This is a genomic window from Psychrobacter sp. (assembly GCF_030454045.1).
GTDB lineage: Bacteria > Pseudomonadota > Gammaproteobacteria > Pseudomonadales > Moraxellaceae > Psychrobacter.
In genome coordinates this window covers 1-24,105 of sequence record NZ_JAKDJE010000003.1, presented here as the reverse complement: position 1 = coordinate 24,105, position 24,105 = coordinate 1, and the positions used below count along the sequence as shown (strand labels likewise).

The window sequence follows — 24,105 nt, the reverse complement described above, 5'->3', positions numbered from 1 at the left end:
TTTAGTTGCTTACCCAGCCTAAAAAATCACATAATGTGTTAAACTTTCGCTTCTGATTGTAGCATTTGCAGGCAAATCTAAAACCATGTTTTGGTATTTCTAACGTAGAGAAATACTGTGCCTGTTTTGCACGCTCATCAATCTCTTTTTTATACCCATTTTGACTCATTAGGCACTCATGGCAGAAAACGACAAAACCGACGACTTACTCAATCAGACACCGCCGCACAATATCGATATTGAAAAGGCATTGCTCGCGTCTTTGATGAGTATCGAAGAGGCGTATGATAAGATTGCCGATATCGTCACCAAAGATGACTTTTATGCGGGGCGACATCAATATATTTTTGATGCGATTGCTCACCTTGCAGCCGTGAATGAGCCTTATGATACGGTCATGGTACACGACTGGTTAGAGGCGCAAAAGCTGCTCAAAGGCGCAGGAGGTGACAGCTACTTAGCCGATATTTTGAGCCAAAGTCCGGCAACATTGTTTAACCTGACCGCTTACGCTCAGCGCGTACGTGAGCTCTCAACGCTGCGTCAGCTCATTACCACCGGTAATGACATGCTAGCGCTGGCCTACAATCCAAAAGACCAAAGCGTCAGCGATATCTTGGACAATGTCGAAGGCAAGATATTTAGCATCAATGAGCAGCATAACAAACGTGCTGAGCAGCGTGGCCCTGTCGGTATTACCTCGGTCTTAACCAATGTTATTGATCAGATCCAAGAGCTAAAATCCAACCCCGATGGCATGATTGGCTTGCAGACGCCATTTGTCGAGCTGAATAATAAAACGCAAGGGCTACAATCAGGCGACTTGATTATCGTCGCCGCTCGTCCTTCTATGGGTAAAACCACCTTTGCAATGAACTTAGCAGAAGGGGTTTTATTCAATGAAAACCTGCCCGTTGTCGTGTTTTCGATGGAGATGCCGGCAGAGTCTATCGTCATGCGTTTGCTGTCTTCATGGGGCGCAATTAACCAGACGCATCTACGTTCCGGGCAAATGAATGAAGATGAGTGGGCAAAGATGATGAACGCCATTCAGCATCTACAGTCTAAGCATTTATATATTGATGACAGTACCGCCTTGCCGCCATCCGAGATGCGCTCACGCTGTCGACGTATTGCCAAAAACCATGATGGTCGTTTGGGTGCCATCGTCGTCGATTATCTCCAGCTGATGAAAGTACCGAGCCTAGATGGTAACCGTGTGGGGGAGATCTCTGAGATTTCTCGTAGTCTAAAGGCACTCGCACGTGAGCTTGAATGCCCAGTGATTGCCTTGTCGCAGCTTAACCGCAGTCTAGAGAACCGCCCAAACAAGCGCCCCATCATGTCGGATTTGCGTGAGTCTGGTGCAATTGAGCAGGATGCCGATTTGATTATGTTCATCTATCGTGATGAGGTTTATAATGAAAACTCAGACCTCAAAGGCGTGGCGGAAATTATCATTGGTAAACAACGTAACGGCCCTATCGGCACCGTACGTTTGGGCTTTGAAGGTCAGTTTACCCGCTTCATTAATCTAACCCCTGAATACTATCAGGGCGTCAGTTTTGAAAATGACGAGTAATCAGCGTTATAACATTTAAGTCTTAGTAAAATGTAAGTCCATACCGATTTTGGCTTACTCATAAGTTAGTAAGTAGCTTTAACCAAATAGCCAGTATAGTATCAACTCCGTTGATGCCGTACTGGCTTTATCACTTCATAATTCCACTCATAAAGAAGGCGATTATGCGCACCATTACCATAAAACCAAAAGCCATTACTCATAATCTCAATCAAGTAAAACAACGCGCACCGCAAGCAAAAGTCTTAGCGATGGTCAAATCCAATGCGTATGGGCATGGCGTTGCAGCGGTATTACCAGCCCTGCAGCAAGCAGATGGTATTGGGGTTGCGACTTTAACCGAAGCATTAGAAGCTAGACAACTGGGCTGGGATAAAACCATTGGTCTAGTAGAAGGGGCATTTAGCGCTGATGAGTGGCAACAAGCCATTGATCATGATATTAGCTGCGTGATTCACCACGGACCACAGATAGAATGGGCACTGCAAAATATCCCACCAGCTGGTAGTGCGACTAATGTGGTTTGGCTAAAATACAACACGGGGATGAATCGCTTAGGCTTCAATGCTGAGGGCGTACTATCAGCAGCCAAGCGTTTGCATGACGCAGGTTATCAGTTGATCCTAGCCACACATTTTGCCAACGCTGATGATCATGACCATCCATTAAATGCCATGCAGATTGAGCGCTTCTCAAGTGTATTAGCGACTTTGAAAGATACCATTAGCCTAGATATCAAAGGCTCATTATGCAACTCTGCTGGCATCGTCAACTTCCCAGAGCACCATTATGATTGGGTACGCCCAGGCATCATCTTATACGGTAGCTCGCCTGTCGTCGATAAAAGCGCGCAGGATTTAGACTTGCAGCCCGCGATGGAATTTAGTGCTCAAATCATGGCATTACAAACGGTCAGTGCCAATGATGCGATCGGCTATGGTAGCCGCTGGCGTGCGCAGCAAGACACCAGAACCGCTCTCGTGAGTGTGGGTTACGGAGACGGCTACCCGCGTGTAATAAGTGACGACGCTTATGTCACCGTCATCGACACTAACGACAATCAACGCTACCGCTGTCCTGTGATTGGGCGTGTGGCAATGGATATGATCGTCATTGATGTCAGTACAGCGCCTGAAAGCCTTACTTTAGATAGTAAAGTCATGCTCTGGGGCGATGCGCCGCGTGTCGATGAAGTGGCAGGACATGCTGGGACCATTAGTTATGAGCTATTGTGCCGTCTCAGCATACGTCCAGACCGTATACAGGCCTAGGTACTCACCTTAAGCAAACCGTTATTGATAGCTCATTGATGTGAGTTTAGTCTACTTGGTGAGCTATGTAATCTTGGTAAAATTGCACGTTTACATTGAAAGTAAATACGCTATACTAAAAGTTTGTTATCAACCCAGTATACGCACTGACGCGATGCTATTGAAGACTGATGACGTTTCACTGACTGCGATCGACTGCTAGGATTACTATGAGTTTGCGCCATTTTTTAACCTTATCTGATTTAACCAAACAAGAACTAGAAAACTTAATCAAACGTGCAAGCGAATTGCGTAAGATGCAACATGCAGGCGAGATATATCAGCCGTTTGTTGGTCGTACACTTGGCATGATATTTGAAAAATCCTCGACGCGTACGCGTATCTCCTTTGAGACGGGTATGGGTCAGTTTGGTGGTAATGCTATATTTTTATCACCCAACGATACGCAGCTCGGTCGCGGTGAGCCGTTAGAGGATTCTGCTCGTGTGATCTCCAGCATGGTGGATATCATCATGATTCGTACCTTTGGGCACGAAAAAGTCGAGACCTTTGCTGAATACTCAAGCGTCCCTATTATCAATGCGTTGACCGATGACTATCATCCCTGCCAACTACTTGCTGATATGCAGACTTATTATGAGCATCGCGGTAGCATCGAAAATAAGATCGTCACATGGGTCGGTGATGGCAACAATATGTGCTCATCCTTTATGCAAGCGGCCAACCAGTTTGGTTTTGAATTACGAGTAGCAGCGCCTTATGGGTTCGAGCCTGATCCAAAGCTTATGGAACGTTTCTCACATTGCGTGAGCTTGGTCGAAAACGTCCAAGATGCGGCAAAAGATTCTAACTTAATTGTCACCGATGTGTGGGCAAGTATGGGTCAAGAATCCGAGCAAAATACGCGCGCACGTCGTTTTGCCCCTTATCAAGTGACGCCGTCTCTATTAGACAAAGCTGACCCTGAAGTGGTGTTTATGCATTGCTTACCTGCTCACCGCGGCGAAGAGATCTCCCATGATATGCTGAATGATCCGCGCTCTGTTGTGTGGGATGAAGCCGAAAATCGTCTACATGCGCAAAAAGCCTTGATGGAGTTTTTGCTAAAAGACAAAATCAAGTTGTCTTAATCACTTACACACCCTCATAGCTAAGCAAAGTAAGTTACTTGTCAAGCAAGACACAAAAAAGGCAGACTATATACTAGTCTGCCTTTTGCATTATTCAATTCTTAGCAAGCGTATGGATATGAATTAACGCGTGAGCGTCGTTACGCCATCTGCACCTGCTTTTAATAGCACATCCGCTTGGTTCGCCGCAAAGATACCATTACAGACCACACCTACGATATTATTCAGCTCTTTTTCAAGCGCGATTGGATTACTCACATCCAAGTCATAAGTATCTAGAATGACGTTGCCGTAATCAGTGACAAAGTCTTCACGATAGACAGGCTCACCGCCCAATTTTGCTAATTGACGCGCGACATAAGAGCGCGCTTGCGGCAGGACTTCAATTGGTACTGGAAACGCGCGACCTAAGATCTCAACGCTTTTGCTCTCATCGACCATACACACAAACTTTTTGGAAGCAGCCGCGACGATCTTTTCGCGAGTCAATGCACCGCCGCCGCCTTTGATAAGTTGCAAGTGTTCATTGACCTCATCAGCACCATCAATATAAACATCTAGCGTACCAGCAAAGTTTAGATCAACAATTTCGATACCAAGCGCACGCAGTTTGTCTTCAGTCACCTGTGAGCTGGCAACCGCACCAGCAAGCTTCAATTGTGGCAACAACTCAATCAAACAATTGACCGTACTACCCGTCCCTACCCCAAGTATCATATCATCTTCGATATAGCTTAGGGCAGCGCGGGCGGCGGCTTGCTTTTGTGCTTGCTGATCACTCATCATAAATCCTTGGAAAATAAACGTATGGTCTTAAAAAAGTAAAAGGCTAAAACAGATAAAATGCGCGGCTATTATAACCGATGATATTCATCGATGTTAGCGCAATCACATCATTAATTGGCTGGTCACTGCATATTTATCGAGTACTGGACTGATACTGATCTTTGCCGCATGTCTTCACTTTAGTGGCTTTCGGGCATAAAACCCTAAGAAAACTGCAATTGAGTCTTGCAAGATACTCAAAATCAGCATAGGCTAATCTATTTCGTTTTTATATTCATTCTGTTTAGGGATTACTATGCTGTCACACTGGGTACGAGCCATACTACAAGCCACCGTCTATGACGTTGCTATTCAAACACCACTTGAAACGGCGCCCAAGCTGACCCAACGTTTTGCCAATGACATTCGTTTTAAACGTGAGGACTTACAACCGGTCAAATCCTTTAAATTGCGCGGTGCTTATAATCGTATCAGTCAGCTAAGCGATGAGCAAAAAGCGCGCGGCGTTATCTGCGCCTCAGCAGGCAACCATGCACAAGGCGTGGCTTACTCGGCGCGCAAACTGTCACTGAATAACATCATCGTCATGCCAACCACGACTCCCGACATCAAAGTAGATGCCGTCAGAGCACTCGGTGGTAATGTGGATCTGCACGGTGATAGCTTCGATCAAGCAAACCGCTATGCTATTGAGCGTGCTGAGCGCGAGGGCCTGACCTTTATACCGCCTTATGATGATGAATTGGTGATTGCTGGGCAAGGAACCATCGCGCTTGAGTTGACCCAACAGTGGCGTAACATGGATTATGTGTTTGTTGCCGTTGGTGGTGGCGGTCTGATTTCAGGTGTCGCCGCATTTTTGGGAGAAGTGGCACCGCATGTCAAAGTGATCGCGGTAGAAGCGGAACAATCAGCTTGCCTAAAAGCCGCACTTGAAACGGGTGAACGTGTCAAACTTGAGCAAGTCGGACTGTTCGTCGATGGCGTGGCAGTCGCACAAATTGGTGAACTGCCTTTTGACGTCGTGCGTACGCAGAAAAGTGACAATTCAGGCCCTATCGTGGAGCCTAACGTCGTCACCTGTAGCAACGATGAAGTCTGCGCAGCGGTCAAAGATGTGTTTGAGGAGAGCCGCAGTATCGTGGAGCCTGCAGGCGCGTTAGCGGTTGCTGGTATGAAAAAATACCTTCAAGCCAACGAGATTACGGGCAAAAACTGCGCGGCCATCATTTGCGGCGCTAATATGAATTTTGACCGTCTGCGTTATATTGCTGAGCGCACTGAGATTGGCGAGAAAAAAGAAGCTATCTTTGGTGTTACTATCCCAGAACAAACTGGCGCTTTCTTGAACTTCTGCCGCAGTCTGCATGGTCGTAATATTACTGAGTTCAACTACCGTGCCGATAGCAAAAAGTCACCAGACTCAATGGAGCCTGCCTCAATCTTTGTCGGTATTGCATTAAAAGAAGGTGAAAAAGAGCGTCAAACTATTAGTACTCAATTGGCAAATGATGGCTATAGTGCTTATGATTTGACCGATGACGATATCGCCAAATCGCATATTCGCCATCTGATTGGTGGTCATGCCAAGGTCGAAAATGAGCAGCTGCTACAGGTGGTGTTTCCAGAGCGCCCAGGTGCCTTACTTACTTTCCTAGAAAAATTAGGCGATGATTTTAATATCACTTTATTCCATTATCGTAATCATGGTGCCGCTGAAGGCCGTGTACTGGTTGGTCTACAAGCCTCAGAAAGCAACTCTCGCCAGCTACAAGATGCCTTACTAGACATCGGCTACGACTGCATGACCGTCAATGACAATATTGGCTATCAGTTATTTTTGAAATAATGACTTAACGGGATATATTTAGACCTTATTATAAAAGCGACTTGTCATATGATGGGTCGCTTTTTACTTTCTATAATCTGCTACAGACGGCGACGAACACAAAACCTTATTTGTAAATACCAAATATGCCCTCATATTATTTGATATAAAAACAAATACAGAGTGAGCTTTATGAAAAAAAATACTGATGATAACACCCAAGGTTTGGTCAAAATTCGTCTCGATAAATGGTTATGGGCCGCTCGGTTTTATCGCACGCGCACCCTTGCCAAGCAAGCCATTGAAAGCGGGCGTGTGCATTATGGCGGCAGCCGCGTAAAAACAAGTAAAGAGATTTCAGTCGGTGATGAGCTAACCATCCGTCAAGGCTCAGCGACCGCCATGACCGAAAAAACTGTCATCGTCGAGGCACTATCGGCCCAGCGTGGCAACGCTGCCGCCGCTGAAGTACTATATTCAGAAACCAAAGAGAGCGAAACGCGGCGTGCCTATTATGCAGAACAGCGCAAACTTGCCAACCTTGCTCGTCCTGATAATAAGCCCAACAAAAAAGAGCGCCGTGACTTACAGCGCTTTAAAAATAAGCAAGATTGATATGGTCAAAGAATCAGGGTCACGTGACGCTATTGTCTAGTCTCTATCCTTGCCATTCCAAGCATTAAGCGTTACGCTAGTCATTGCTTTACTCGATTGCATGCTAATAAAAGCCACATGAATAATGCTGGTTTCTTATAGCATGTTTTTTTTGTTATAAAAGGTCATGTTATGCTGATGAAAGCCTGTACTCCCTCGTCTGTATTATTGGTTTGTTTAGGAAACATCTGCCGCTCCCCTACCGCTGAGGAAGTTTTCCGTCAGCAGGCAGCAATCGCTGGACTCTCCATAAAAATAGACTCAGCAGGCACCAGTGACTGGCACGTTGGTGACTCGCCCGACGCACGCTCACAGCGTCATGCCAAGTCTCACGGCTACAAAATAAATAAGCTCGTTGCACGCCAAGTCAGCGCCGATGACTTCCGTGATTTTGATTTGATCTTAGCCATGGATTCACAGAATTTGGCTGACCTACAAGCCATTAAAGACGACATGGCAGAGTCAGAAGAGGACTTAGCCCGACTGGCCCTGTTCAGTGAAGAAGACCCTACCTATGGCGGTACCGATGTCCCAGATCCATATAAAGGCGATAACGATGATTTCGAAGAGGTGATCGAGCGTATCGAATCAAGTGCAAAGGCTTGGATTGAAAGCTGGAAAGCCTGCTAGCCATAAATTCTATATTTCTGCTACTCTTGCATCCGTTATCCTCTATAATATGGTTAATCCTCTATAAAAGAGCTGCAGCGTTAACCGCGCTTGAAGTATCACAGTTACGTCTGCACTCAACTGCCTTGTATCTCTTTTAAATTGAATCAACTATAGCTACCTTATTATTTATTATCATTTTGCCCCATAGGCTATGTTATGACCCAAGCTGCACGCCTTGATCTCGACGCTCAGACCATGACTATAAATGACTCATCAGCGACTCTGTTAGTCAGTAATTCAGTCGATTTGGCACATAGCAATACGATGGCACTGTCGTGTGTCGCTGACTCTGTAGTGACGTTGACCAATGAGGCACAGCTTGATGACTTTATGGCAACCTATGCAGAGGATGTAGAGCATCAGCTGTCATTATTTGTCTTATCTGGCGGTAGCAATGTTTTATTACCAGCAGCGTTAAATGCGGTGGTATTGCAACCCAAAATGCGCGGTATTCACCTGACTGCACAAACTGACGATTATGTCGATATCGAAGTAATGGCGGGCGAAAACTGGCATGATCTAGTCGTACATACAGTCAATCAAGGCTGGTATGGGTTAGAGAATCTTGCGCTCATACCTGGCCTAACTGGTGCAGCACCAGTACAAAATATCGGTGCGTACGGAGTGCAATTAGAAGACTGCTTACAATATGTACGCGCCTATCATTTACCGACACAAACTTGGCACCATTTATCAGCGGCCGACTGTCAATTTGACTATCGTGATAGTATCTTTAAACGCACGCCAAACACATGGCTTATTAGTCGCGTCGGTTTCAGGTTACATACTGATCCTACCAATATTTTAGCCAGCTATGGAGATGTACAAACTGTGGCGCAGCGCTATGCTGAGCAGCAAGGACGAGTACAAGCCACACCCGTTGATGTCATGCAAGCCATTATAGATATTAGACAACAAAAGCTACCAGACCCAAAGCAGCTACCTAATTGTGGCAGTTTTTTTCAAAACCCTATTATTGGTCAAGATCAATTTACGGCGTTGCAAACAACTTATCCAGCTATCGTTGGTTATCCGATGCCTGACGCGATGGTAAAAGTTGCCGCAGGTTGGCTCATTGAGCAAGCAGGATTAAAAGGGGGCGGCATCGCACCTATCATGACTCATAAACATCAGGCGCTGGTACTGACCAATCATACTCCTTATCAAGCAACTCAAGAAGATGTGGAAACAGCACAGCGCTATATCGCCAACATCGTCTATGAGAAATTTGCAATTCAGCTATCACGTGAGCCAGTTTGGGTGAATGCTGATGGCTTAATTGGATATGCTGAGCATGTGGTCTAAACAATCATGGTCTAAACGCTTATGGCGAAACTATTTGCGTTCAGCCGAACGAATGGTGAAGCTATTCCGCATCATCAATATTACCTTTGTATTAGGCTCAACGTCTGTTATTTTAGTCCTAATCAGTTTGTTCACACCGCTATTCTCACAAGCCGTTGTCTATATATTTGCGCTTCTTCCTTTACCAAAAATGCCTTCTGCTGCTATGAGCTCTCCGCCGACTGCTTACGTGGTATTAGGCGGTGGTCTAACTAATGATAATAACAATCAAATCATCCTCAATCGCTATAGCCTGAACCGTGCCCGTACCGCGGCTGGGGCCTATCACGATCTTCCCTTACCTATTGTACTAAGCGGCGCTGAAGCCCCTTGGCTAGGTCAATGGCTCATTGAGCATGGTATCGATGGGCTGATAAGCGAAAATGCCAGTATGAATACGTGCGAAAACGCCCGTTTTACAGCCAAGCGTATTCCGCTTCATCACGTTTACCTTATTACTGATAGCTACCATATGGCACGTGCGCGCAGACAGTTTGCCTTGAATGGTATTAATAGCACATCACTTAGCGCACCACTGCCAGTTAGACGCGACTGGACGAAACCTGCGCAAAACCTAAGTCATTCACGGCGGGCTGTTTATGAAATCGCCGCCTATCTACGGGATGTGATACGTCCGCAAATGAACTGTCGTCACGCTGATGATGTGACTTCACAGCAGCTCCTAACACCGCGAGGCAGTGCCAAAAAAGTATCTGATGAATAGGTTTTTATACTAAACGCGCAGCTAATATCGTCATATGATGCTACGCCTCATTCTAATGCCTACAGATCATCCACTGCATTTGCGATGGGTGTATAATAATAAAAGACACTGCTATTGAAGAGAGTTACCATGCTCAGTATATTTTTATTAATCCCATTAAGTCTCATGCTATTTGTGGTTGCCATCTGGGCGGTGCGTTATGCGGTAAAATCAAACCAGTTCGAAGATTTGGACAATGCATCACAGCGTATCATATTGGATGATCGTCAAGAGCGCAGGCAAACCATGCAAGCTCATGAGCGCGCGGTGCAGTCGCAGTCCTTTGCAAATACCGATCCGTCAGATGACAACGTTGATAAAGATGCGCTCGTTCGTACTGATGTAGAGAAAAACACAAAAATCTAACCTTTATTCTCCTCTCTTTTCATCGTGTAATGATGAGCTTTCGTTAGATAATAATCGTGTCTATAGATACGGCCTTTATGACTTTTAGGAGATGCATCCATGACCATGGCTTTACTTGCTGCGGCATTACTGATGGGTTTTTTTGGCTCGCCGCATTGTTTGGGTATGTGTGGCGGTCTTGTAACAGCATTTGGGCTGTCTATGAAAGATGTCAGCCCTACTAAACGCCGCGCGCTGGTTGCCACCTATCACGTTGGCCGTTTAACCAGTTATGCACTGCTGGGTTTAGTTGCTGGATTTATTGGCATTACCGTACTAGAGCCGCTTATAATGGGTAATAGCATGCCGCGCATCTTGTTAGGACTAGTACTAGTATTTGTCGGTGTGACCATGCTTGGTGCCCCATTCTTGAACAAACTTGAGCGTTTTGGCATGCGCTTTTGGCAGTATCTGAGTCCACTACGTCAAAAGGTATTTCCACTCAATACTTTTCCGCGCGCACTAACAGCAGGTTTGCTTTGGGGCTTTTTGCCTTGCGGTTTGGTATATGGCGCTCTACTGATTGCAGTGGTCGCTCACAACCCATTAAGCGGTGCCGCATTGATGTTCGTGTTCGGTTTAGGAACCATACCGATGCTGGTTGCAACGCACGAGACAGTCGGCTGGTTACGTGACAAGATTGGTCGTTTTCGCTTAAGGCAGTTAAATGGCGCGGTGATGGTACTCTCAGGTCTGGCTGTTGCTGTCGTACCTATGGTCATGGCAAATATGCATGGTGGACACGGTGATGGGCATGCGCATATGGATCATAATAGCCATTCTGCGATGATGTCTGAGACTGATGCTCATGACATGAGCCACATGAATCATGAAATGCAAGACATGGACCATCGTATGAATGATACGGATCATGGCATGCATGATATGGGTGATGACGCCACCTCCATGCATCATGGTCAATAATTTCTAACACATAACTCGAGTACTGCGCGGACTTTACCAAGCGTACAAAAACCCCTTAATATCAAAAATGATATTAAGGGGTTTATTGGTTAAGTGATACCTATTTATAGTAATTATTCCTGCCACTGCTCAAGCGTAAACTTGGTTTCTAAATGCTTCTCTAATGCTGGTATATTAAATGCGTCATCTTCACTGACAAAGCTAATGCTAATGCCTGTTTGCCCAGCGCGGCCCGTACGACCAATACGGTGGACATAATCATCTGGTTGATCCGGCAAGGTATAGTTAACGACATGACTGATATCATCAACATGGATACCGCGCCCTGCAACATCTGTCGCCACCAAGATAGACGCGTGACCATCCTTAAAGCGCTGCAAGTATTTCTCACGTTTTTGCTGAATCACATCACCTGAGAGCATGACAATCTTATGTGCTTGGCGCAGTTTATGATAGAGACGCTTGACTTGATCTTTGCGATTGGCGAATACAATGACCTTTTCAACGGCCTCATCACTGATAATACGCTGCAGGGCTTCGAGTTTTTGATCTTCTGTCAGTAAGTAAAAGTGCTGATCAACCAATTCGCTGGTTTTGTGTTCTGGCTCGATTTCCACAAACTGCGGCTCATGCAACCAGCGATACGCCAAATTCATCACATCTTGGTTAAAAGTAGCAGAAAACAGTAAGCTTTGACGGTCTGTATTGGCAGGCATACGACCTACTAAGCGCTTGATATCAGGGATAAAGCCCATGTCCAGCATGCGGTCTGCTTCGTCCAATACCAACACCTCTACTCGATCTAAATACACCATGCCTTTATTGGCAAGATCAATTAGACGGCCAGGCGTTGCCACCAAAATATCAACGTATTGGCGCTCAAGCTCATGCTGCTGGGTTTCGTAATTGGTACCACCCATGATACAGACACTATGCAGCGACGTATATTTGGTCAATGCTATGCAGTCGTCAAATATTTGCTGAGCCAGTTCGCGAGTTGGCGCCATGACCACAGCGCGCGGCTCACCAAGATAGCGCTCTTCGTCGTTGGTAAATGGACGCTTAAGCAAGGCTTCCATAATAGTCAGTAGAAAAGTCGCTGTCTTACCGGTTCCCGTTTGTGCCTGTCCGATGGCATCTTGACTTGCTAGTGTATGCGGTAGTATTTTCGCCTGAATCGGCGTGAGTTCCGTGAATCCCAAATCACTCACTGCCCGCAGGGTTGCGGTTGAAAGTGGCAAATCAGTAAACGTCGTAAAATGACTCAAAAAAATATCCTTTTAAATTAGTTGCTTATATGTTGTCCATTACAGATCATCTTATAAAGAGCAGTCTACTATCGATAAAAAATTCCTGCCATTATGGCAAAGCTGTCACGATAGATAGTAAACAAACATCCAAGCATAAAAAAAGCCAAGCCCAATACCTGCCCTACCAAATATGCTGTTGTTCACTCAACATGGGTAAGACAAGATAGGCTTGACTCAATAGTATATCAGGTGTTTGTACAGACATTATATCTAAACTGCTTTAATGTCTGGATAGATTACTCTTCTAACTTTCTGACTTCTTCAGCTTGTAGGCCTTTTTCACCTTCTACTACGCTGAACTCAACTTTTTCGCCATCTTTTAAAGAACGATAGCCATCACCCTGAATCGCGCGGAAATGGACAAAAATATCTTCTCCGCTGTCACGTTGAATGAAACCAAAGCCTTTTGAGTCATTAAACCACTTAACGATACCTTGCTCACGAGCTGACATAATATTACTTCCTAAAAAAGTTCGCTTAGCCCCAAATTCCTTTGCAACATTGCATATAAACGGGATCTAAGATGATGAAATCAAAAACTTAAGAGTACTAATCTAGTCACAGTCATCTTTAAAACGCTTATATAAAAGAAAGCCAATCTTGCAAACTATCTCTCATATCAATGACAGTAACAAACTTGCAATATTTATTGCATAAAAAATATCATAGCACGGGTTTTTAGCAACATAAAGACTTTTAACACGCTTTTTAATGCATGGGTGAGTTTTTCCTGTAATTTTTTTATAACCCAGCCTACAAGCTGCTATTATAAAGGGATACGCTGGATCAGCGTGTGCAACCTATTTGTCATGCATACCTTATTCATTATAATAAATCATCCACATATTTAAACAGCGATAGAGATTACTATGACGTCCTCTTCTCCATCTACAGCAGCAGAAAATCCTGCTGACCAACACATCGATCAGACCCTCAATCACAAACTGCTACTTGTGAACGGTGTCAATCTAAATTTATTAGGCAAACGTGAGCCTGAAATTTATGGCCATATGACGCTGGTAGATATCGAAAAACGCTTGGTCGAACGAGCCGCTCAGCACAGCATTGAATTAACTTGTATACAGTCAAATCATGAAGGCGATCTAGTAGACAAGATCCAATACTATGGCTTATTAGCAGACAAATCTGCCCAAGCTGATGCCATTATTATCAATCCTGCTGCATTTACCCATACATCAGTTGCACTACGTGATGCCCTATTGGCCACGCAAAAACCCTTTATAGAGGTCCATTTATCCAACGTTCATGCGCGTGAGCCTTTCAGGCATCATTCCTATTTGAGCGATATCGCAGTCGGTGTCATCTGTGGTTTGGGTCACATAGGGTATGAGATGGCATTAGAATATTGGCTAAGCAACATGTATAACATCAACACTATCAACCAATAGCATCATAGCTTTTGATGAATAAAAAACCTTGTCAGACGATTAAGGTATCTTTATTTTTCACACATTAGTTAAACAGTAATTGTTTGATGAAAATAATAGAATTATGACTGAGCAAACAATCCACTATATGGTGATATGAATGGCAAAAACGTCCGGAAAGCGCTTTATGAAACTCGCTGGCATGACAGCAAGCATCGCCGGCAAAGCCGCTAAAAACTCATTTAAGCATCTCTCAAGTGACGAAGAAAAGCGCCTACAAGCTCGCTCAGACTTGATGCAAGACGTGGGTATCCAAATTGCCGAGACGTTAGGTGAGATGAAAGGTGCGGTGATGAAAGTCGGACAAATTGCCTCACAGTACAAAGACGTGTTCCCGCCTGAGGTTGCAACTGCCCTAGAAAAACTCCAAAAAGATGCACCGCCCATGCCTTATGCGCAAATACGTGCACAAGTTGAGCGTGAGCTTAAAGCACCGATGGCAGAGCTGTTCAGTGAGTTTGACGAGACGCCATTTGCCGCAGCATCTATCGGGCAGGTCCATAAAGCTGTGCTACCTTCTGGACAAAGAGTCGTGGTCAAGGTCCAGTATCCTGATGTCGATGAAAACTGTGATAGCGACCTCAAACAGGTGCGCATGGCGCTAAAAATTGCAGGTGTGCTCAATATGAGTAAGCAGTTGCAAGAGCAGTTATTTAATGAGATTCGACAGAGTCTACACGACGAATTGGACTATACCAAAGAAGCGCACAATCTGCGTGTATTTGGTGCCTTTCATGCTGATGATGAAGGTCTCATTATCCCAAAAGTCATTAGCAGCCACTCTTCTAGACGGATTTTGACACTGACTGAGGAGATGGGAGAGACATTGACCGTCGCTGCAACATGGGACAATGCCATTAAGCAAAAAATAGCAAAGCGCTTGTTTCATTTTACCGCAGGACAACTATTTAGTCTGTACCGTATGCATTGTGATCCGCATCCAGGCAACTTTGCTTTTCGGCAGGATGGTAGTGTTGTGGCGTATGACTTCGGCGGTATTCGTAGTTATAGTGACAACGAGGTCCAACTATTCCGTCGTTTTGCCAAGCATGCTATCAAAGGCGATGTGACCGCGCTTGAGCAAGACCTTGTCGCCTTAGATATTCGCCGTGATGATGATAAAAACATCCCTGGCGAGTTTTATGAAAAATGGCTATCTATTGGTCTAAAACCACTATCTATCCGCCCATACCAAGAAGGGCCATTTGATTTTGGTAGCAGTCAAATACACCATGAGGCGATTGCCCAAATGCGCACTTCATTAAAATACTTCGGTCAGTTTCAGCCCTCTGCCACCACCATGATGTTAGACCGTACCGTATCTGGACAGTACTGGAATCTGGTCAATCTCGGCGTTGAGACTGACCTCTCGCCGCTCGTTGATGAGTACATCGAGGTCTAATAAGCGATCAATTGACAATAGCAGTCAAACCTGTCACTAAATGTGGAGCGCGTGCCCGCAGCGATCACAAAAGTCTGCGCCTACTGCATGACCAAATTTACCGCAGTTCGGACAAGTGACAGGGTTGAGCTGCGGACGCATATTACGAGCCAGCTCAGAGGTAAAAATACCGGTCGGTACAGCGATAATCGAATAACCTGTGATCATAACCATGGTTGCAATCGCTTGACCTAACGGCGTCTTGGGCGACATATCACCATAGCCAACTGTCGTCATCGTGACGACTGCCCAATAGATAGACAATGGAATACTAGTAAACCCGTTCTCAGGCCCCTCTACTACATAAATAATTGAACCAAAGATGGTTACCAATAGCACAAGGGACAAGAAAAAGACTGTAATTTTCTGCTGACTGGTTTTGAGTGCAGACGCCAAAAAACCTGCTTGTTGCATATAGGCTTTGAGTTTTAGGACACGGAATACACGTAAGATACGCAGTACTCGTATGACAAGTAGATACTGCACCCCTACAAACAGTAAGCTCAGATAGCTTGGCAGCACAGACAGCAAATCCACTATCCCAAAGAAGCTAAACGCATAACGCAAGCGATTGGGTGCTGAAAAAAGCCTGAGCGCATACTCAATGGTAAATAGAATCGTAAAAAACCACTCTGCATAAAAAAACAACGTGCCATATTGCAAGCGCATGTACAACACACTATCAAGCATGACGACAGCAACACTGGCCAAAATCGCAATCAACAATACAATATCAAAGAGCTTACCCAAACGGGTATCTGTACCTTCGATAATAATATGCGTACGGTTACGCAAGTGTGTTAGGGCTTCAGCAGTTGGTTGCTTCATAGAATCAGTAACTTTATAAAATCAATGGCTTGATAGCGTTCCATGACTTAAAATGTGATGGATAAGGGCAAGTTGGTCAAAATAGTTAAAACTGGTTTATAATATTGCTCACTTATCACAGTGAATACAATCTATAATTTGCCACAGTGTAGCAAAAAAGCACTCTCAACAACATACAAATCGTTAACGTGCAAGTAGCGCTATTACCTTATGTAGACAAAGTAATGATCGTATAAAATCAAATGATCAGAAATTAAAGGTTATAACTAACCGCTTTTTTGCACATAAAAAACAATACGTAAACCTTAAGGATGTTATATGGCAGGCCATTCAAAATGGGCAAATATTAAACACCGTAAAGCCCGTCAGGATGCAGTAAAAGGTAAAATATTTACCAAAATTATCCGCGAAATCGTCTCAGCTGCCAAACAAGGCGACCCCGACCCTGACAAAAACCCGCGCTTACGGGCGGTTATCGAAAAAGCGCTATCAGTCAATATGACTCGCGACACGATCAACCGTGCTGTCGACCGTGGTACAGGCGGCGGTGATAATGAAAACATGGAAGAAGTCAGTTACGAAGGCTACGGTGTCGGCGGTGTAGCGGTACTGGTCGAAACCATGACTGATAACCTCAATCGTACGGTCAGTGAAGTACGTCACGCTTTTACCAAATGTGATGGCAATCTTGGTACTTCAGGCTCAGTGGCTTATCTGTTTACCAAACGCGGCGAAATCACCTTTAATGATGTAAGCTTAGAAGACGAAGTCATGATGGTGGCACTAGATGCGGGCGCCGTTGATATCGAAAACGATGGTGAAAGCTTGCTTGTCATCACTGAGTGGGAAACTTTCGGTCAAGTTCAAGACGCGCTTAACGCTGCTGGTCTTGTCTCTGACAATGCTGAGGTGACCATGTCACCCTCTACCACGGCTGAAATCGACAACGTGGAAGATGCTGAAAAAATCCTAAAGATGATCGATATGTTAGAAGATGCGGATGATGTGCAAGAAGTTTATACTAACGTGAACTTCTCTGCTGACGTCATGGCGCAGCTTGAGGGATAGCCAGCTTAATAACTAAATACTGGCAAGAACACCCCCAGAAAAAAGCACCAAGCCATTGTCGGTTTGGTGCTTTTTTCTGTTCAATCACTCAATAGTTCAAACGTTATGTTTATCTTTACGTTCTACACCTAACCCCTTCAAGCGCTAGCAGATATTTCTTCTTATCTAATCCACCTGTATAGCCACCAAGCTTACCGTCGCTCGCAATCACTCGATGACAAGGCACAATGATACTAAAAGGATTTTTGCCATTAGCCTGTGCAACCGCGCGGAACCCCTTCGGGCTATTAACACGCTGCGCGAGGGTGGCATAGCTGATGGTTTCGCCATAGCCAATCTCTTGCAGCGCCCGCCATACGCCTTGTTGAAACTCAGTACCCAAAGAAAAATCTAAGGGCAAGTCCAATGTCTTGCGTTTACCAGCAGCGTAATCTTTGAGCTGAAAGATCGCCTCTATCAACAATGCTTGAGTAGGCTCTTTCATGCTTAGGCTATTGCTGTCTATAAAGGTGAAGTCTTCATCTGTCAGGCTATAATATTTTTTAAGCTTGGGAACAGATTTTGAGCTGTGCCAAGTATTACCGGGCAGCAGCCAGTTGGCTTCAACGAGCACAGGTTGGTCATGCTCATCGAGACGGGCAATGAGCGTTAATCGATACGATCCAAAAGCTGCTTCGGTCACTATCATGGCTTTGATTTCCAAATTATTTTAAAGATTGTTTAGCCGTTACAAATAGCGGTTCTACTCTTTGTCATCTGTCTCAAATAAAGCAGCGACAAATTGCTTCGGACTAAAGGCGCGCAAGTCATCAATCGACTCACCCACACCAATATAGCGGATAGGTACATTGGTCGTTTCAGCGATATTAAATACCACACCACCTTTTGCCGTACCATCGAGTTTTGTGATGGTGATACCCGTAAGTGGTACCACTTTGTCAAATAGCTCAACTTGGTTAATGGCATTTTGACCCGTGCCAGCATCGAGTACGATCATCCCTTCATGCGGGGCGCTTGGGTCCGCTTTACGCATCACGCGCACCACTTTCTCTAGCTCTGCCATCAAATGCGTCTTGTTTTGTAGGCGTCCAGCCGTATCCGCTATGAGTACATCGATATTTTTTGCTTTGGCAGATTGCATCGCATCAAAAATCACCGACGCACTATCAGAGCCATGGCCTTGTGCCACCACTGGAATGTGGTTTCGCTCGCCCCAAATCTGTAGCTGCTCGGTGGCAGCCGCACGGAACGTATCCCCTGCTGCGAGCATGACTGATTTGCCTTCACCTTGCAAACGCTTGGCAAGCTTACCGATAGTAGTGGTTTTGCCAACACCATTGACACCCACGACCAAGATCACGAATGGCTTTTTGCTGGTATCAATCACTAGCGGCTCAACCTTAGGCGTTAGGATATCAACCAGCTCACTTTGCAAGGCTTTATAGAGTGAGTGAGCATAAATAAGGTCACCACGGGCAGTCTGTTCGGTGAGATTCTTGATAATACGGTTGGTTGCATTGACACCGATATCAGCAACCAGTAGCTGGTCTTCGACCTCTTCTAATAGCTCGTCATCAATCTCTTTACCACCGATAAGAATACTGACCATGCCTTCGGCCAAGTTTTTGCGTGACTTACTAAGCCCCGTTTTCATACGATTAAACCAGCTGCCTTTTTTCTTATTGTCTTGTGGCTCTGCAGCAGGCTCTTGCGGCGTGGTTGCTTGGGTATTGCTGCTAGCGGCTGGACTTACGCTTGGCGTGTCCCCGAGCTGCTCTTGTAGTGGCATGGTTGGAACGGTTGAGGCGGTGTTAGCGTCGCTTGCCGGCGCTGTTTTGGCGTTTGAAAAACTTTCAGAGCTACTTGTAGGAGCATTTTGCTCTTCTGTCATGACAATGGGCGTGGCCAGAGCAATATTTTCTTCTGACTGATGATGAGAGAGCTCTTCATTTGCTGTATTGTGTGCTTGTACAGCCGTACGCTCTGTTTCATCAATAATAGGCACCGATTGCACCGGTAGACTGGGTAAGGTAATATCATCGTCATCTAAATCATCGAGACCATCATCAAGATTGATGACCACACGGTTGCTATTGTTTGGGTTATTCATAATTTTGCCCTAAAAGTAATTGCTATCAATTATTTGTTTATTGTAGAGAAGTTTATAGATGGCCATATGATTTTTTGCCATACAACCATTAATTTTGGTCTATTTTAGCATAATTCCAGTCATGCTCGGCCCTTACCATGGCAGACTGTCATCAAAAATCCGCTGTTTAAAAAGACATCCATTAATATAAGAAAGTTTTGCTTAAGGTTTGGACACAAAACTCTGACTTATTACTTGCCAGACTTCGCCTACTCTACCAAGACTTAGTCTAAAATTATTAGGAAATACTCATGTCATTATTCTCTACATCTTCTAAGCGCATCGCGAGTACCAGTGCGGCTGTTTTTTTGATCACTACCCTCTGTTTGACAGGTTGTAATACGACGCAAGATATTAGACCGACTGCGAGTGTTATGGTAGGTGCTCAGACCTCTTTATAATGCGCTTTGTTATTGTGATTACCACTACTCTCTTTCGTCATCATTTTATATAAGTAGACCATATCATGCCATTGTCTTCACCGCTCACTACTACGCCGTTACGTATCGCCTGTGCTCTAACGGTGGCAACATTATTTTCTGCCTGTCAAACCACCTCATTACCTTCTAGCATGACTACCACCACAAAAAACACGGTCACGACAGATGGGTCATCTCAAAGCGCATTTAGTAAAAATAAAACAACTGATGAGACAAAGCCCTCTGCATTGACAATGGATATGTCAGGTCGACATGAATATCAGTTAGAAAATGGCCTAAAAGTGGTCATAAAAGAAGACCACCGCGCACCCGTTGCCATGACCCAGATTTGGTATCGGGTGGGCTCGGCAGATGAGCCGCTGGATAAAGGCGGCATCTCTCACTTACTTGAGCATATGATGTTTAAAGGCACTCCTGATGTTTCAAGTGATGATTATGAGCGGTTGATTGCCAAGTTTGGCGGGGTTAACAATGCCTTTACCAGTTATGATTATACCGGCTACTACGAGCTATTCCCTGCCAATCGTATGCCATTGGCGTTAGAGCTTGAAGCAGATCGAATGAAAAACCTCACCTTCAGTGACAAAGAGTTTGCCAAAGAGCACCAAGTCGTCATGGAAGAGCGACGTCAGCGTACTGATGACAATCCCCTTGCCAAAGCTTACGAATCATTTCGTTTGCTAGCATTGCCTGACAGTCCAAAGGGTGAATCTGTCATTGGGCCCATGAGTGAGCTAGAATCCATCAAGCTCTCGGATCTAAAAGGCTGGTACAAGACATGGTATGCACCCAACAATGCCACTTTAGTCATCGTCGGTGATGTGCAACCACAAGAGGTGATCGCTCAGGTCAAACGCTACTTTGGTAATCTTGCGCCAAGTGACGTGCCTAAGCGTAATTCGGTTCGTCAAAAAGGCTTTCGTGGTTATCAAAAAGTAGACTCTGAGCAAGCGGTGCAAGTGCCCGTTTTGCTAATGGGCTACAACGTACCTAGCTTGGTGACGGCAGGCGCAAACGATGAGAAGCAGGCTTATGCCTTATCACTTGCTCAGGATGTACTAGATGGTGGTCTATCTGCACGCTTGGAGAGTCGATTGATACGTGAACAAGGCCTACTGACCACGGTTGGTACTTCTTATGACTTACTAGATCGCGGTGATGGGCTATTTATGATCCAAGCGACAGCGCGTGAAGGCGTTAGTTTGGACCAAGCACAACAAGCGATTAGCGCAGAGATAGAAAAGCTCAAAACCGATCCCATTGCCGCCGATGAAATCAGTCGCGCCAAGACCAATGCCGTCACTGGCCTAGTATATGCACAAGACAGCATGGAAGGACAAGCACGTATGATCGGCTCATTACAGTCTATCGGGCTAGATGATAGATTGCTTGCAAAACTACCAAACAAGCTCGATGGTATCAGTGTTGCTGATATTCAAGCTGCCAGTAAGAAGTATTTGGTTAAGGACAATTTGACGGTCATGCATATCGTGCCACCGAAACAAGACACGCCCAAAGCAAAATAGCTGGCACCTATTATTATAATGTCCAATCCCATGATCAAACCGTATGCTGAATAAGAAGAATATCATGACTCAGAATGACCACGATTTACCTGCAAAAAAATACGATCTAGAGGCAACTGTACTGTTTAAGCAGCCCTCTACTTTTTCGCTCAAAAAGCTGTCCTCTATTAGCACCGGTATTGTTTTTGCATTGAGTATATTGACCACTACCGCTCAAGCAGACAGTGCAGGCGCTGAAGATTACCGATCCCCTGCTGCGGTCGATACCAGTGCGCCCATTGCTGCTCTCTCTACACTTACTAGTGTTGCTGAAGCAAAGCCTTTAGAGGTGACAGTACCAACCATTCAAGAATTTAAAACAAAAGCAGGCGTGCCTGTCATGTTTGTGCAGACAACCGCATTACCTATCGTCGATGTGGACTTACGCTTTAACGCCGGTAGCGCCCGTGATGGCAGTATCAATAAAGACGGTTTTGGCATCGCCAATATGACCGCAACAATGCTTGAGCAAGGCTCTAACCGTCTAGATGAAGATGCGTTCACCCGTGCGGTTGAGACATTAGGTATCAATCTAAGCAGTAGCGCCTACAAAGACATGTTTATTGTGTCGCTACGTAGCTTATCTGACGATAATCACCTTTTGCCAGCGGTTGACTTGATGACACAGATGGTGAGCGAACCCACATTTGATGAGGCGATTCTTGCCCGCAATAAAGCAAGGCTCCTCGTTGGCTTGCAGCAGCAAAAACAAGACCCCAATAGCCTTGCCAGCATCGCTTTTGACAAGGCTCTATACGGTGATCATCCTTATGCGCATCCATCTGTTGGCACGCTAGAGAGTGTCCCCAATATCAAAAAGCAGCAGCTAATAGACTTCAAAAACCAGTATTTAGTAGTAGCAAATGCCTCTATCGCCGTGACAGGCAATCTGACATTGGCACAAGCGAAAAAATTGGCTGAGGACATCACAGCCAAACTGCCAACGGGTCGTGCTGCCGCTGAATTACCTGAGCCTAAACCTCTGACCAAGACACAACATATTCATATCCCCTTCCCAAGCACCCAAACCACGGTATTAATGGGACAGCTCGGCAGCAAACGTGCCACCAACCCCGTAGCCCAGCAGCAACAAACCAACTTTGCGGTTGGTAATGAGGTGATGGCTGGTAGTGACTTCAATGCCCGTTTGATGACTGAGGTTAGACAGAATCTGGGGTATACTTATGGAATTTCAGGCTCGATGAACCCGATGCTAGCACGCGGACCTTACCAGATTGGCTTTTCGACACGTAATGACAAAGCACGTGCGGCAATCGATGCAAGCCTAAACGTTATCAATGAGACTCTAGATGAGGGCATTACTCAGGATGAGATACGCCTCACGAAAGACAATCTCAAAAATAGCTTCCCGATGGGTTTTGCAAGTAACGCAGGGATCAATGGTTTGCTAGGGATGATGAATTTCTATCAGTTGCCAAATACTTATTTGGCAGATTATATCAACCGTATTGACCAAGTCACGCTATCGGGGGTCAATAAAACCATGCGTGATACCTTAAAACCTGAGGATTTTTTGATCGTGACAGTTGGACAAGAGGATCCTTGGATGCGCACAAATACTGAATAGTAATTTTGTATGAGTTGGCTAACTCAATTTACTTGGGTAAAAAAATCTGACAGGATGTTTTGTGAGTGGCATAAATATGTGAATTAAAGGATGTGCTATATACTTAACGACTCACATATTTACCATATCTCACTGTACTTGCTTACTACATTAAAGAAACTTGCTACATCAAAGAAAATGACGGAGTTTTCTTGTCAGAGATAGTCAGTTCAATATCATAACTCAAGTTTTGAGGCCTATGCGTCGCACCATTGTAGCTTAGTCGAATGACATGCTTATCATAAGAGCTTACTTTATAGCTGCCATTAGCAAAATTATGTAGTGTTGGTATTATCAATAATGCTTCAAGTTGGCGATTATTGGTTTTGATTGAAATATACTGACCTTCACGTAGATATAAAAAATAATCACAATAGTCATTGACCATCACTTCTGCCACGCGCTCGACGACCTGATTGCCTTGCTCTTCTGCTATTAGTTTTGGACATACGTCGGTACGCTTTGATGCCAAACGCGCATAAGAATTTGTAATACTGTTTTTAATGTTCTCAGCGTTTTTGGCAATATCATCGTTCGTCGTCTTATCTGCTATTAACGCGCTGTTTTCAGAATAGGTTTCTGAGCTACAACCACTCAGCAACAATGTAGACAAAGAGACAGCTCCTGCCAGCACAGTATGTGCATGTCTTGAGCGAGCCCCCTTCCTTCTACTATTGTTCGAATTACTGCATCTTGCGCTTACTGAGTCCTGATTTATCATAAATCTCGCTTATAATAACCATAATCTTCTTCCTTGAAGAGTAATAAGGATATAAAGATAGTGAATAAAAATATTCATATTAGAACATAAATATTAGACCTCTTGCAAAAGTACCGTTTTATTGACCTTCGTTAACGGAGTATCAATGG

At 44.8% G+C, this 24,105-nt stretch carries 23 protein-coding genes; 16 read left to right on the top strand and 7 right to left on the bottom strand.

The window, feature by feature from the left end:
* Positions 1 to 178: 178 nt before the first annotated feature.
* The 3 genes from dnaB to argF all read left to right on the top strand — a co-directional run bounded on the left by dnaB (position 179) and on the right by argF (position 3,983).
* On the top strand, positions 179 to 1,582 hold the full coding sequence (gene dnaB / locus L0G63_RS00970) for a replicative DNA helicase (protein WP_301448967.1): 1,404 nt from the start codon (positions 179 to 181) through the stop codon (positions 1,580 to 1,582).
* Positions 1,583 to 1,746: 164 nt separating this feature from the next.
* A complete protein-coding gene (gene alr / locus L0G63_RS00965) occupies positions 1,747 to 2,853 on the top strand; it encodes an alanine racemase (protein ID WP_301448966.1) in 1,107 nt (368 codons plus the stop codon).
* Between the two features lie 209 nt (positions 2,854 to 3,062).
* Positions 3,063 to 3,983 carry an ornithine carbamoyltransferase gene (gene argF, locus L0G63_RS00960; protein ID WP_165597694.1) on the top strand — a complete coding sequence of 307 codons (921 nt, stop codon included), beginning with the start codon at positions 3,063 to 3,065 and terminating at the stop codon, positions 3,981 to 3,983.
* Positions 3,984 to 4,106: 123 nt separating this feature from the next.
* Here the strand turns inward: argF and rpiA are convergent, their stop codons facing one another.
* Positions 4,107 to 4,766, bottom strand: a complete 660-nt coding sequence (gene rpiA / locus L0G63_RS00955; RefSeq protein WP_301449031.1) for a ribose-5-phosphate isomerase RpiA — start codon at positions 4,764 to 4,766, stop codon at positions 4,107 to 4,109.
* Positions 4,767 to 5,064: 298 nt separating this feature from the next.
* On the opposite strand from rpiA, the gene ilvA reads away from it, so the two are divergent.
* The 7 genes from ilvA to L0G63_RS00920 all read left to right on the top strand — a co-directional run bounded on the left by ilvA (position 5,065) and on the right by L0G63_RS00920 (position 11,359).
* A complete protein-coding gene (gene ilvA / locus L0G63_RS00950; RefSeq protein ID WP_301448965.1) occupies positions 5,065 to 6,618 on the top strand; it encodes a threonine ammonia-lyase, biosynthetic in 1,554 nt (517 codons plus the stop codon).
* Positions 6,619 to 6,789: 171 nt separating this feature from the next.
* Positions 6,790 to 7,212, top strand: coding sequence for an RNA-binding S4 domain-containing protein (locus L0G63_RS00945; protein WP_301448964.1), 423 nt, complete (start codon positions 6,790 to 6,792; stop codon positions 7,210 to 7,212).
* Positions 7,213 to 7,383: 171 nt separating this feature from the next.
* Positions 7,384 to 7,881 (top strand): low molecular weight protein-tyrosine-phosphatase, encoded by a 498-nt coding sequence (locus L0G63_RS00940; protein WP_301448963.1) that lies wholly within the window; start codon positions 7,384 to 7,386, stop codon positions 7,879 to 7,881.
* 237 nt (positions 7,882 to 8,118) lie between these two features.
* Positions 8,119 to 9,228 (top strand): UDP-N-acetylmuramate dehydrogenase, encoded by a 1,110-nt coding sequence (gene murB, locus L0G63_RS00935; RefSeq protein ID WP_301449030.1) that lies wholly within the window; start codon positions 8,119 to 8,121, stop codon positions 9,226 to 9,228.
* On the top strand, positions 9,218 to 9,991 hold the full coding sequence (locus tag L0G63_RS00930) for a YdcF family protein (RefSeq protein ID WP_301448962.1): 774 nt from the start codon (positions 9,218 to 9,220) through the stop codon (positions 9,989 to 9,991). Before murB ends, L0G63_RS00930 begins: the two co-directional genes overlap by 11 nt.
* A gap of 129 nt (positions 9,992 to 10,120) precedes the next feature.
* A complete protein-coding gene (ccoS, locus tag L0G63_RS00925) occupies positions 10,121 to 10,396 on the top strand; it encodes a cbb3-type cytochrome oxidase assembly protein CcoS (protein WP_301448961.1) in 276 nt (91 codons plus the stop codon).
* Positions 10,397 to 10,495: 99 nt separating this feature from the next.
* On the top strand, positions 10,496 to 11,359 hold the full coding sequence (locus L0G63_RS00920; protein WP_301448960.1) for a sulfite exporter TauE/SafE family protein: 864 nt from the start codon (positions 10,496 to 10,498) through the stop codon (positions 11,357 to 11,359).
* A 113-nt stretch (positions 11,360 to 11,472) separates the two neighbouring features.
* Here the strand turns inward: L0G63_RS00920 and L0G63_RS00915 are convergent, their stop codons facing one another.
* On the bottom strand, positions 11,473 to 12,627 hold the full coding sequence (locus tag L0G63_RS00915) for a DEAD/DEAH box helicase (protein ID WP_301448959.1): 1,155 nt from the start codon (positions 12,625 to 12,627) through the stop codon (positions 11,473 to 11,475).
* 278 nt (positions 12,628 to 12,905) lie between these two features.
* The gene (locus tag L0G63_RS00910) at positions 12,906 to 13,121 is read right to left on the bottom strand and encodes a cold-shock protein (RefSeq protein WP_058024053.1); all 216 of its coding nucleotides are present in this window, start codon (positions 13,119 to 13,121) and stop codon (positions 12,906 to 12,908) included.
* Positions 13,122 to 13,538: 417 nt separating this feature from the next.
* Between L0G63_RS00910 and aroQ the strand changes: the two genes are divergently transcribed.
* A complete protein-coding gene (gene aroQ / locus L0G63_RS00905) occupies positions 13,539 to 14,078 on the top strand; it encodes a type II 3-dehydroquinate dehydratase (protein ID WP_301448958.1) in 540 nt (179 codons plus the stop codon).
* Between the two features lie 139 nt (positions 14,079 to 14,217).
* Positions 14,218 to 15,519 (top strand): AarF/ABC1/UbiB kinase family protein, encoded by a 1,302-nt coding sequence (locus L0G63_RS00900; protein ID WP_075107415.1) that lies wholly within the window; start codon positions 14,218 to 14,220, stop codon positions 15,517 to 15,519.
* A 36-nt stretch (positions 15,520 to 15,555) separates the two neighbouring features.
* Here L0G63_RS00900 and L0G63_RS00895 read toward each other — a convergent pair whose 3' ends face one another.
* The gene (locus tag L0G63_RS00895) at positions 15,556 to 16,386 is read right to left on the bottom strand and encodes an ion transporter (protein ID WP_075107416.1); all 831 of its coding nucleotides are present in this window, start codon (positions 16,384 to 16,386) and stop codon (positions 15,556 to 15,558) included.
* Positions 16,387 to 16,704: 318 nt separating this feature from the next.
* On the opposite strand from L0G63_RS00895, the gene L0G63_RS00890 reads away from it, so the two are divergent.
* Entirely contained in the window at positions 16,705 to 17,454 is a 750-nt protein-coding gene (locus tag L0G63_RS00890; RefSeq protein WP_058024057.1) for a YebC/PmpR family DNA-binding transcriptional regulator, read from the top strand.
* Between the two features lie 115 nt (positions 17,455 to 17,569).
* Here L0G63_RS00890 and L0G63_RS00885 read toward each other — a convergent pair whose 3' ends face one another.
* Both L0G63_RS00885 and ftsY read right to left on the bottom strand, forming a co-directional pair.
* On the bottom strand, positions 17,570 to 18,142 hold the full coding sequence (locus L0G63_RS00885) for a methylated-DNA--[protein]-cysteine S-methyltransferase (RefSeq protein ID WP_301448957.1): 573 nt from the start codon (positions 18,140 to 18,142) through the stop codon (positions 17,570 to 17,572).
* A 54-nt stretch (positions 18,143 to 18,196) separates the two neighbouring features.
* Entirely contained in the window at positions 18,197 to 19,108 is a 912-nt protein-coding gene (ftsY, locus tag L0G63_RS00880) for a signal recognition particle-docking protein FtsY (protein WP_301449029.1), read from the bottom strand.
* A gap of 746 nt (positions 19,109 to 19,854) precedes the next feature.
* Here ftsY and L0G63_RS00875 point away from each other — a divergent pair.
* The 3 genes from L0G63_RS00875 (at position 19,855) to L0G63_RS00865 (ending at position 23,196) form a co-directional block, all read left to right on the top strand.
* The gene (locus L0G63_RS00875; RefSeq protein WP_301448956.1) at positions 19,855 to 20,004 is read left to right on the top strand and encodes a hypothetical protein; all 150 of its coding nucleotides are present in this window, start codon (positions 19,855 to 19,857) and stop codon (positions 20,002 to 20,004) included.
* Positions 20,005 to 20,075: 71 nt separating this feature from the next.
* Positions 20,076 to 21,569 (top strand): pitrilysin family protein, encoded by a 1,494-nt coding sequence (locus tag L0G63_RS00870; protein WP_301449028.1) that lies wholly within the window; start codon positions 20,076 to 20,078, stop codon positions 21,567 to 21,569.
* A 64-nt stretch (positions 21,570 to 21,633) separates the two neighbouring features.
* Positions 21,634 to 23,196, top strand: coding sequence for a pitrilysin family protein (locus tag L0G63_RS00865; RefSeq protein ID WP_301448955.1), 1,563 nt, complete (start codon positions 21,634 to 21,636; stop codon positions 23,194 to 23,196).
* 163 nt (positions 23,197 to 23,359) lie between these two features.
* Here the strand turns inward: L0G63_RS00865 and L0G63_RS00860 are convergent, their stop codons facing one another.
* Entirely contained in the window at positions 23,360 to 23,848 is a 489-nt protein-coding gene (locus L0G63_RS00860; RefSeq protein WP_301448954.1) for a hypothetical protein, read from the bottom strand.
* Positions 23,849 to 24,105: the final 257 nt, after the last annotated feature.

What these genes read in the sequence shown, in the direction of transcription:
- L0G63_RS00885 (WP_301448957.1), bottom strand. Translation starts at nt 18,142, where the DNA reads ATGATAGTGACCGAAGCAGCTTTTGGATCGTATCGATTAACGCTCATT.
- alr (WP_301448966.1), top strand. Translation starts at nt 1,747, where the DNA reads ATGCGCACCATTACCATAAAACCAAAAGCCATTACTCATAATCTCAAT.
- ftsY (WP_301449029.1), bottom strand. Translation starts at nt 19,108, where the DNA reads ATGAAAACGGGGCTTAGTAAGTCACGCAAAAACTTGGCCGAAGGCATG.
- ilvA (WP_301448965.1), top strand. Translation starts at nt 5,065, where the DNA reads ATGCTGTCACACTGGGTACGAGCCATACTACAAGCCACCGTCTATGAC.
- L0G63_RS00945 (WP_301448964.1), top strand. Translation starts at nt 6,790, where the DNA reads ATGAAAAAAAATACTGATGATAACACCCAAGGTTTGGTCAAAATTCGT.
- L0G63_RS00900 (WP_075107415.1), top strand. Translation starts at nt 14,218, where the DNA reads ATGGCAAAAACGTCCGGAAAGCGCTTTATGAAACTCGCTGGCATGACA.
- L0G63_RS00940 (WP_301448963.1), top strand. Translation starts at nt 7,384, where the DNA reads ATGCTGATGAAAGCCTGTACTCCCTCGTCTGTATTATTGGTTTGTTTA.
- ccoS (WP_301448961.1), top strand. Translation starts at nt 10,121, where the DNA reads ATGCTCAGTATATTTTTATTAATCCCATTAAGTCTCATGCTATTTGTG.
- L0G63_RS00920 (WP_301448960.1), top strand. Translation starts at nt 10,496, where the DNA reads ATGACCATGGCTTTACTTGCTGCGGCATTACTGATGGGTTTTTTTGGC.
- murB (WP_301449030.1), top strand. Translation starts at nt 8,119, where the DNA reads ATGACTATAAATGACTCATCAGCGACTCTGTTAGTCAGTAATTCAGTC.
- L0G63_RS00930 (WP_301448962.1), top strand. Translation starts at nt 9,218, where the DNA reads ATGTGGTCTAAACAATCATGGTCTAAACGCTTATGGCGAAACTATTTG.
- rpiA (WP_301449031.1), bottom strand. Translation starts at nt 4,766, where the DNA reads ATGAGTGATCAGCAAGCACAAAAGCAAGCCGCCGCCCGCGCTGCCCTA.
- dnaB (WP_301448967.1), top strand. Translation starts at nt 179, where the DNA reads ATGGCAGAAAACGACAAAACCGACGACTTACTCAATCAGACACCGCCG.
- aroQ (WP_301448958.1), top strand. Translation starts at nt 13,539, where the DNA reads ATGACGTCCTCTTCTCCATCTACAGCAGCAGAAAATCCTGCTGACCAA.
- L0G63_RS00910 (WP_058024053.1), bottom strand. Translation starts at nt 13,121, where the DNA reads ATGTCAGCTCGTGAGCAAGGTATCGTTAAGTGGTTTAATGACTCAAAA.
- L0G63_RS00875 (WP_301448956.1), top strand. Translation starts at nt 19,855, where the DNA reads ATGTCATTATTCTCTACATCTTCTAAGCGCATCGCGAGTACCAGTGCG.
- argF (WP_165597694.1), top strand. Translation starts at nt 3,063, where the DNA reads ATGAGTTTGCGCCATTTTTTAACCTTATCTGATTTAACCAAACAAGAA.
- L0G63_RS00895 (WP_075107416.1), bottom strand. Translation starts at nt 16,386, where the DNA reads ATGAAGCAACCAACTGCTGAAGCCCTAACACACTTGCGTAACCGTACG.
- L0G63_RS00865 (WP_301448955.1), top strand. Translation starts at nt 21,634, where the DNA reads ATGACTCAGAATGACCACGATTTACCTGCAAAAAAATACGATCTAGAG.
- L0G63_RS00890 (WP_058024057.1), top strand. Translation starts at nt 16,705, where the DNA reads ATGGCAGGCCATTCAAAATGGGCAAATATTAAACACCGTAAAGCCCGT.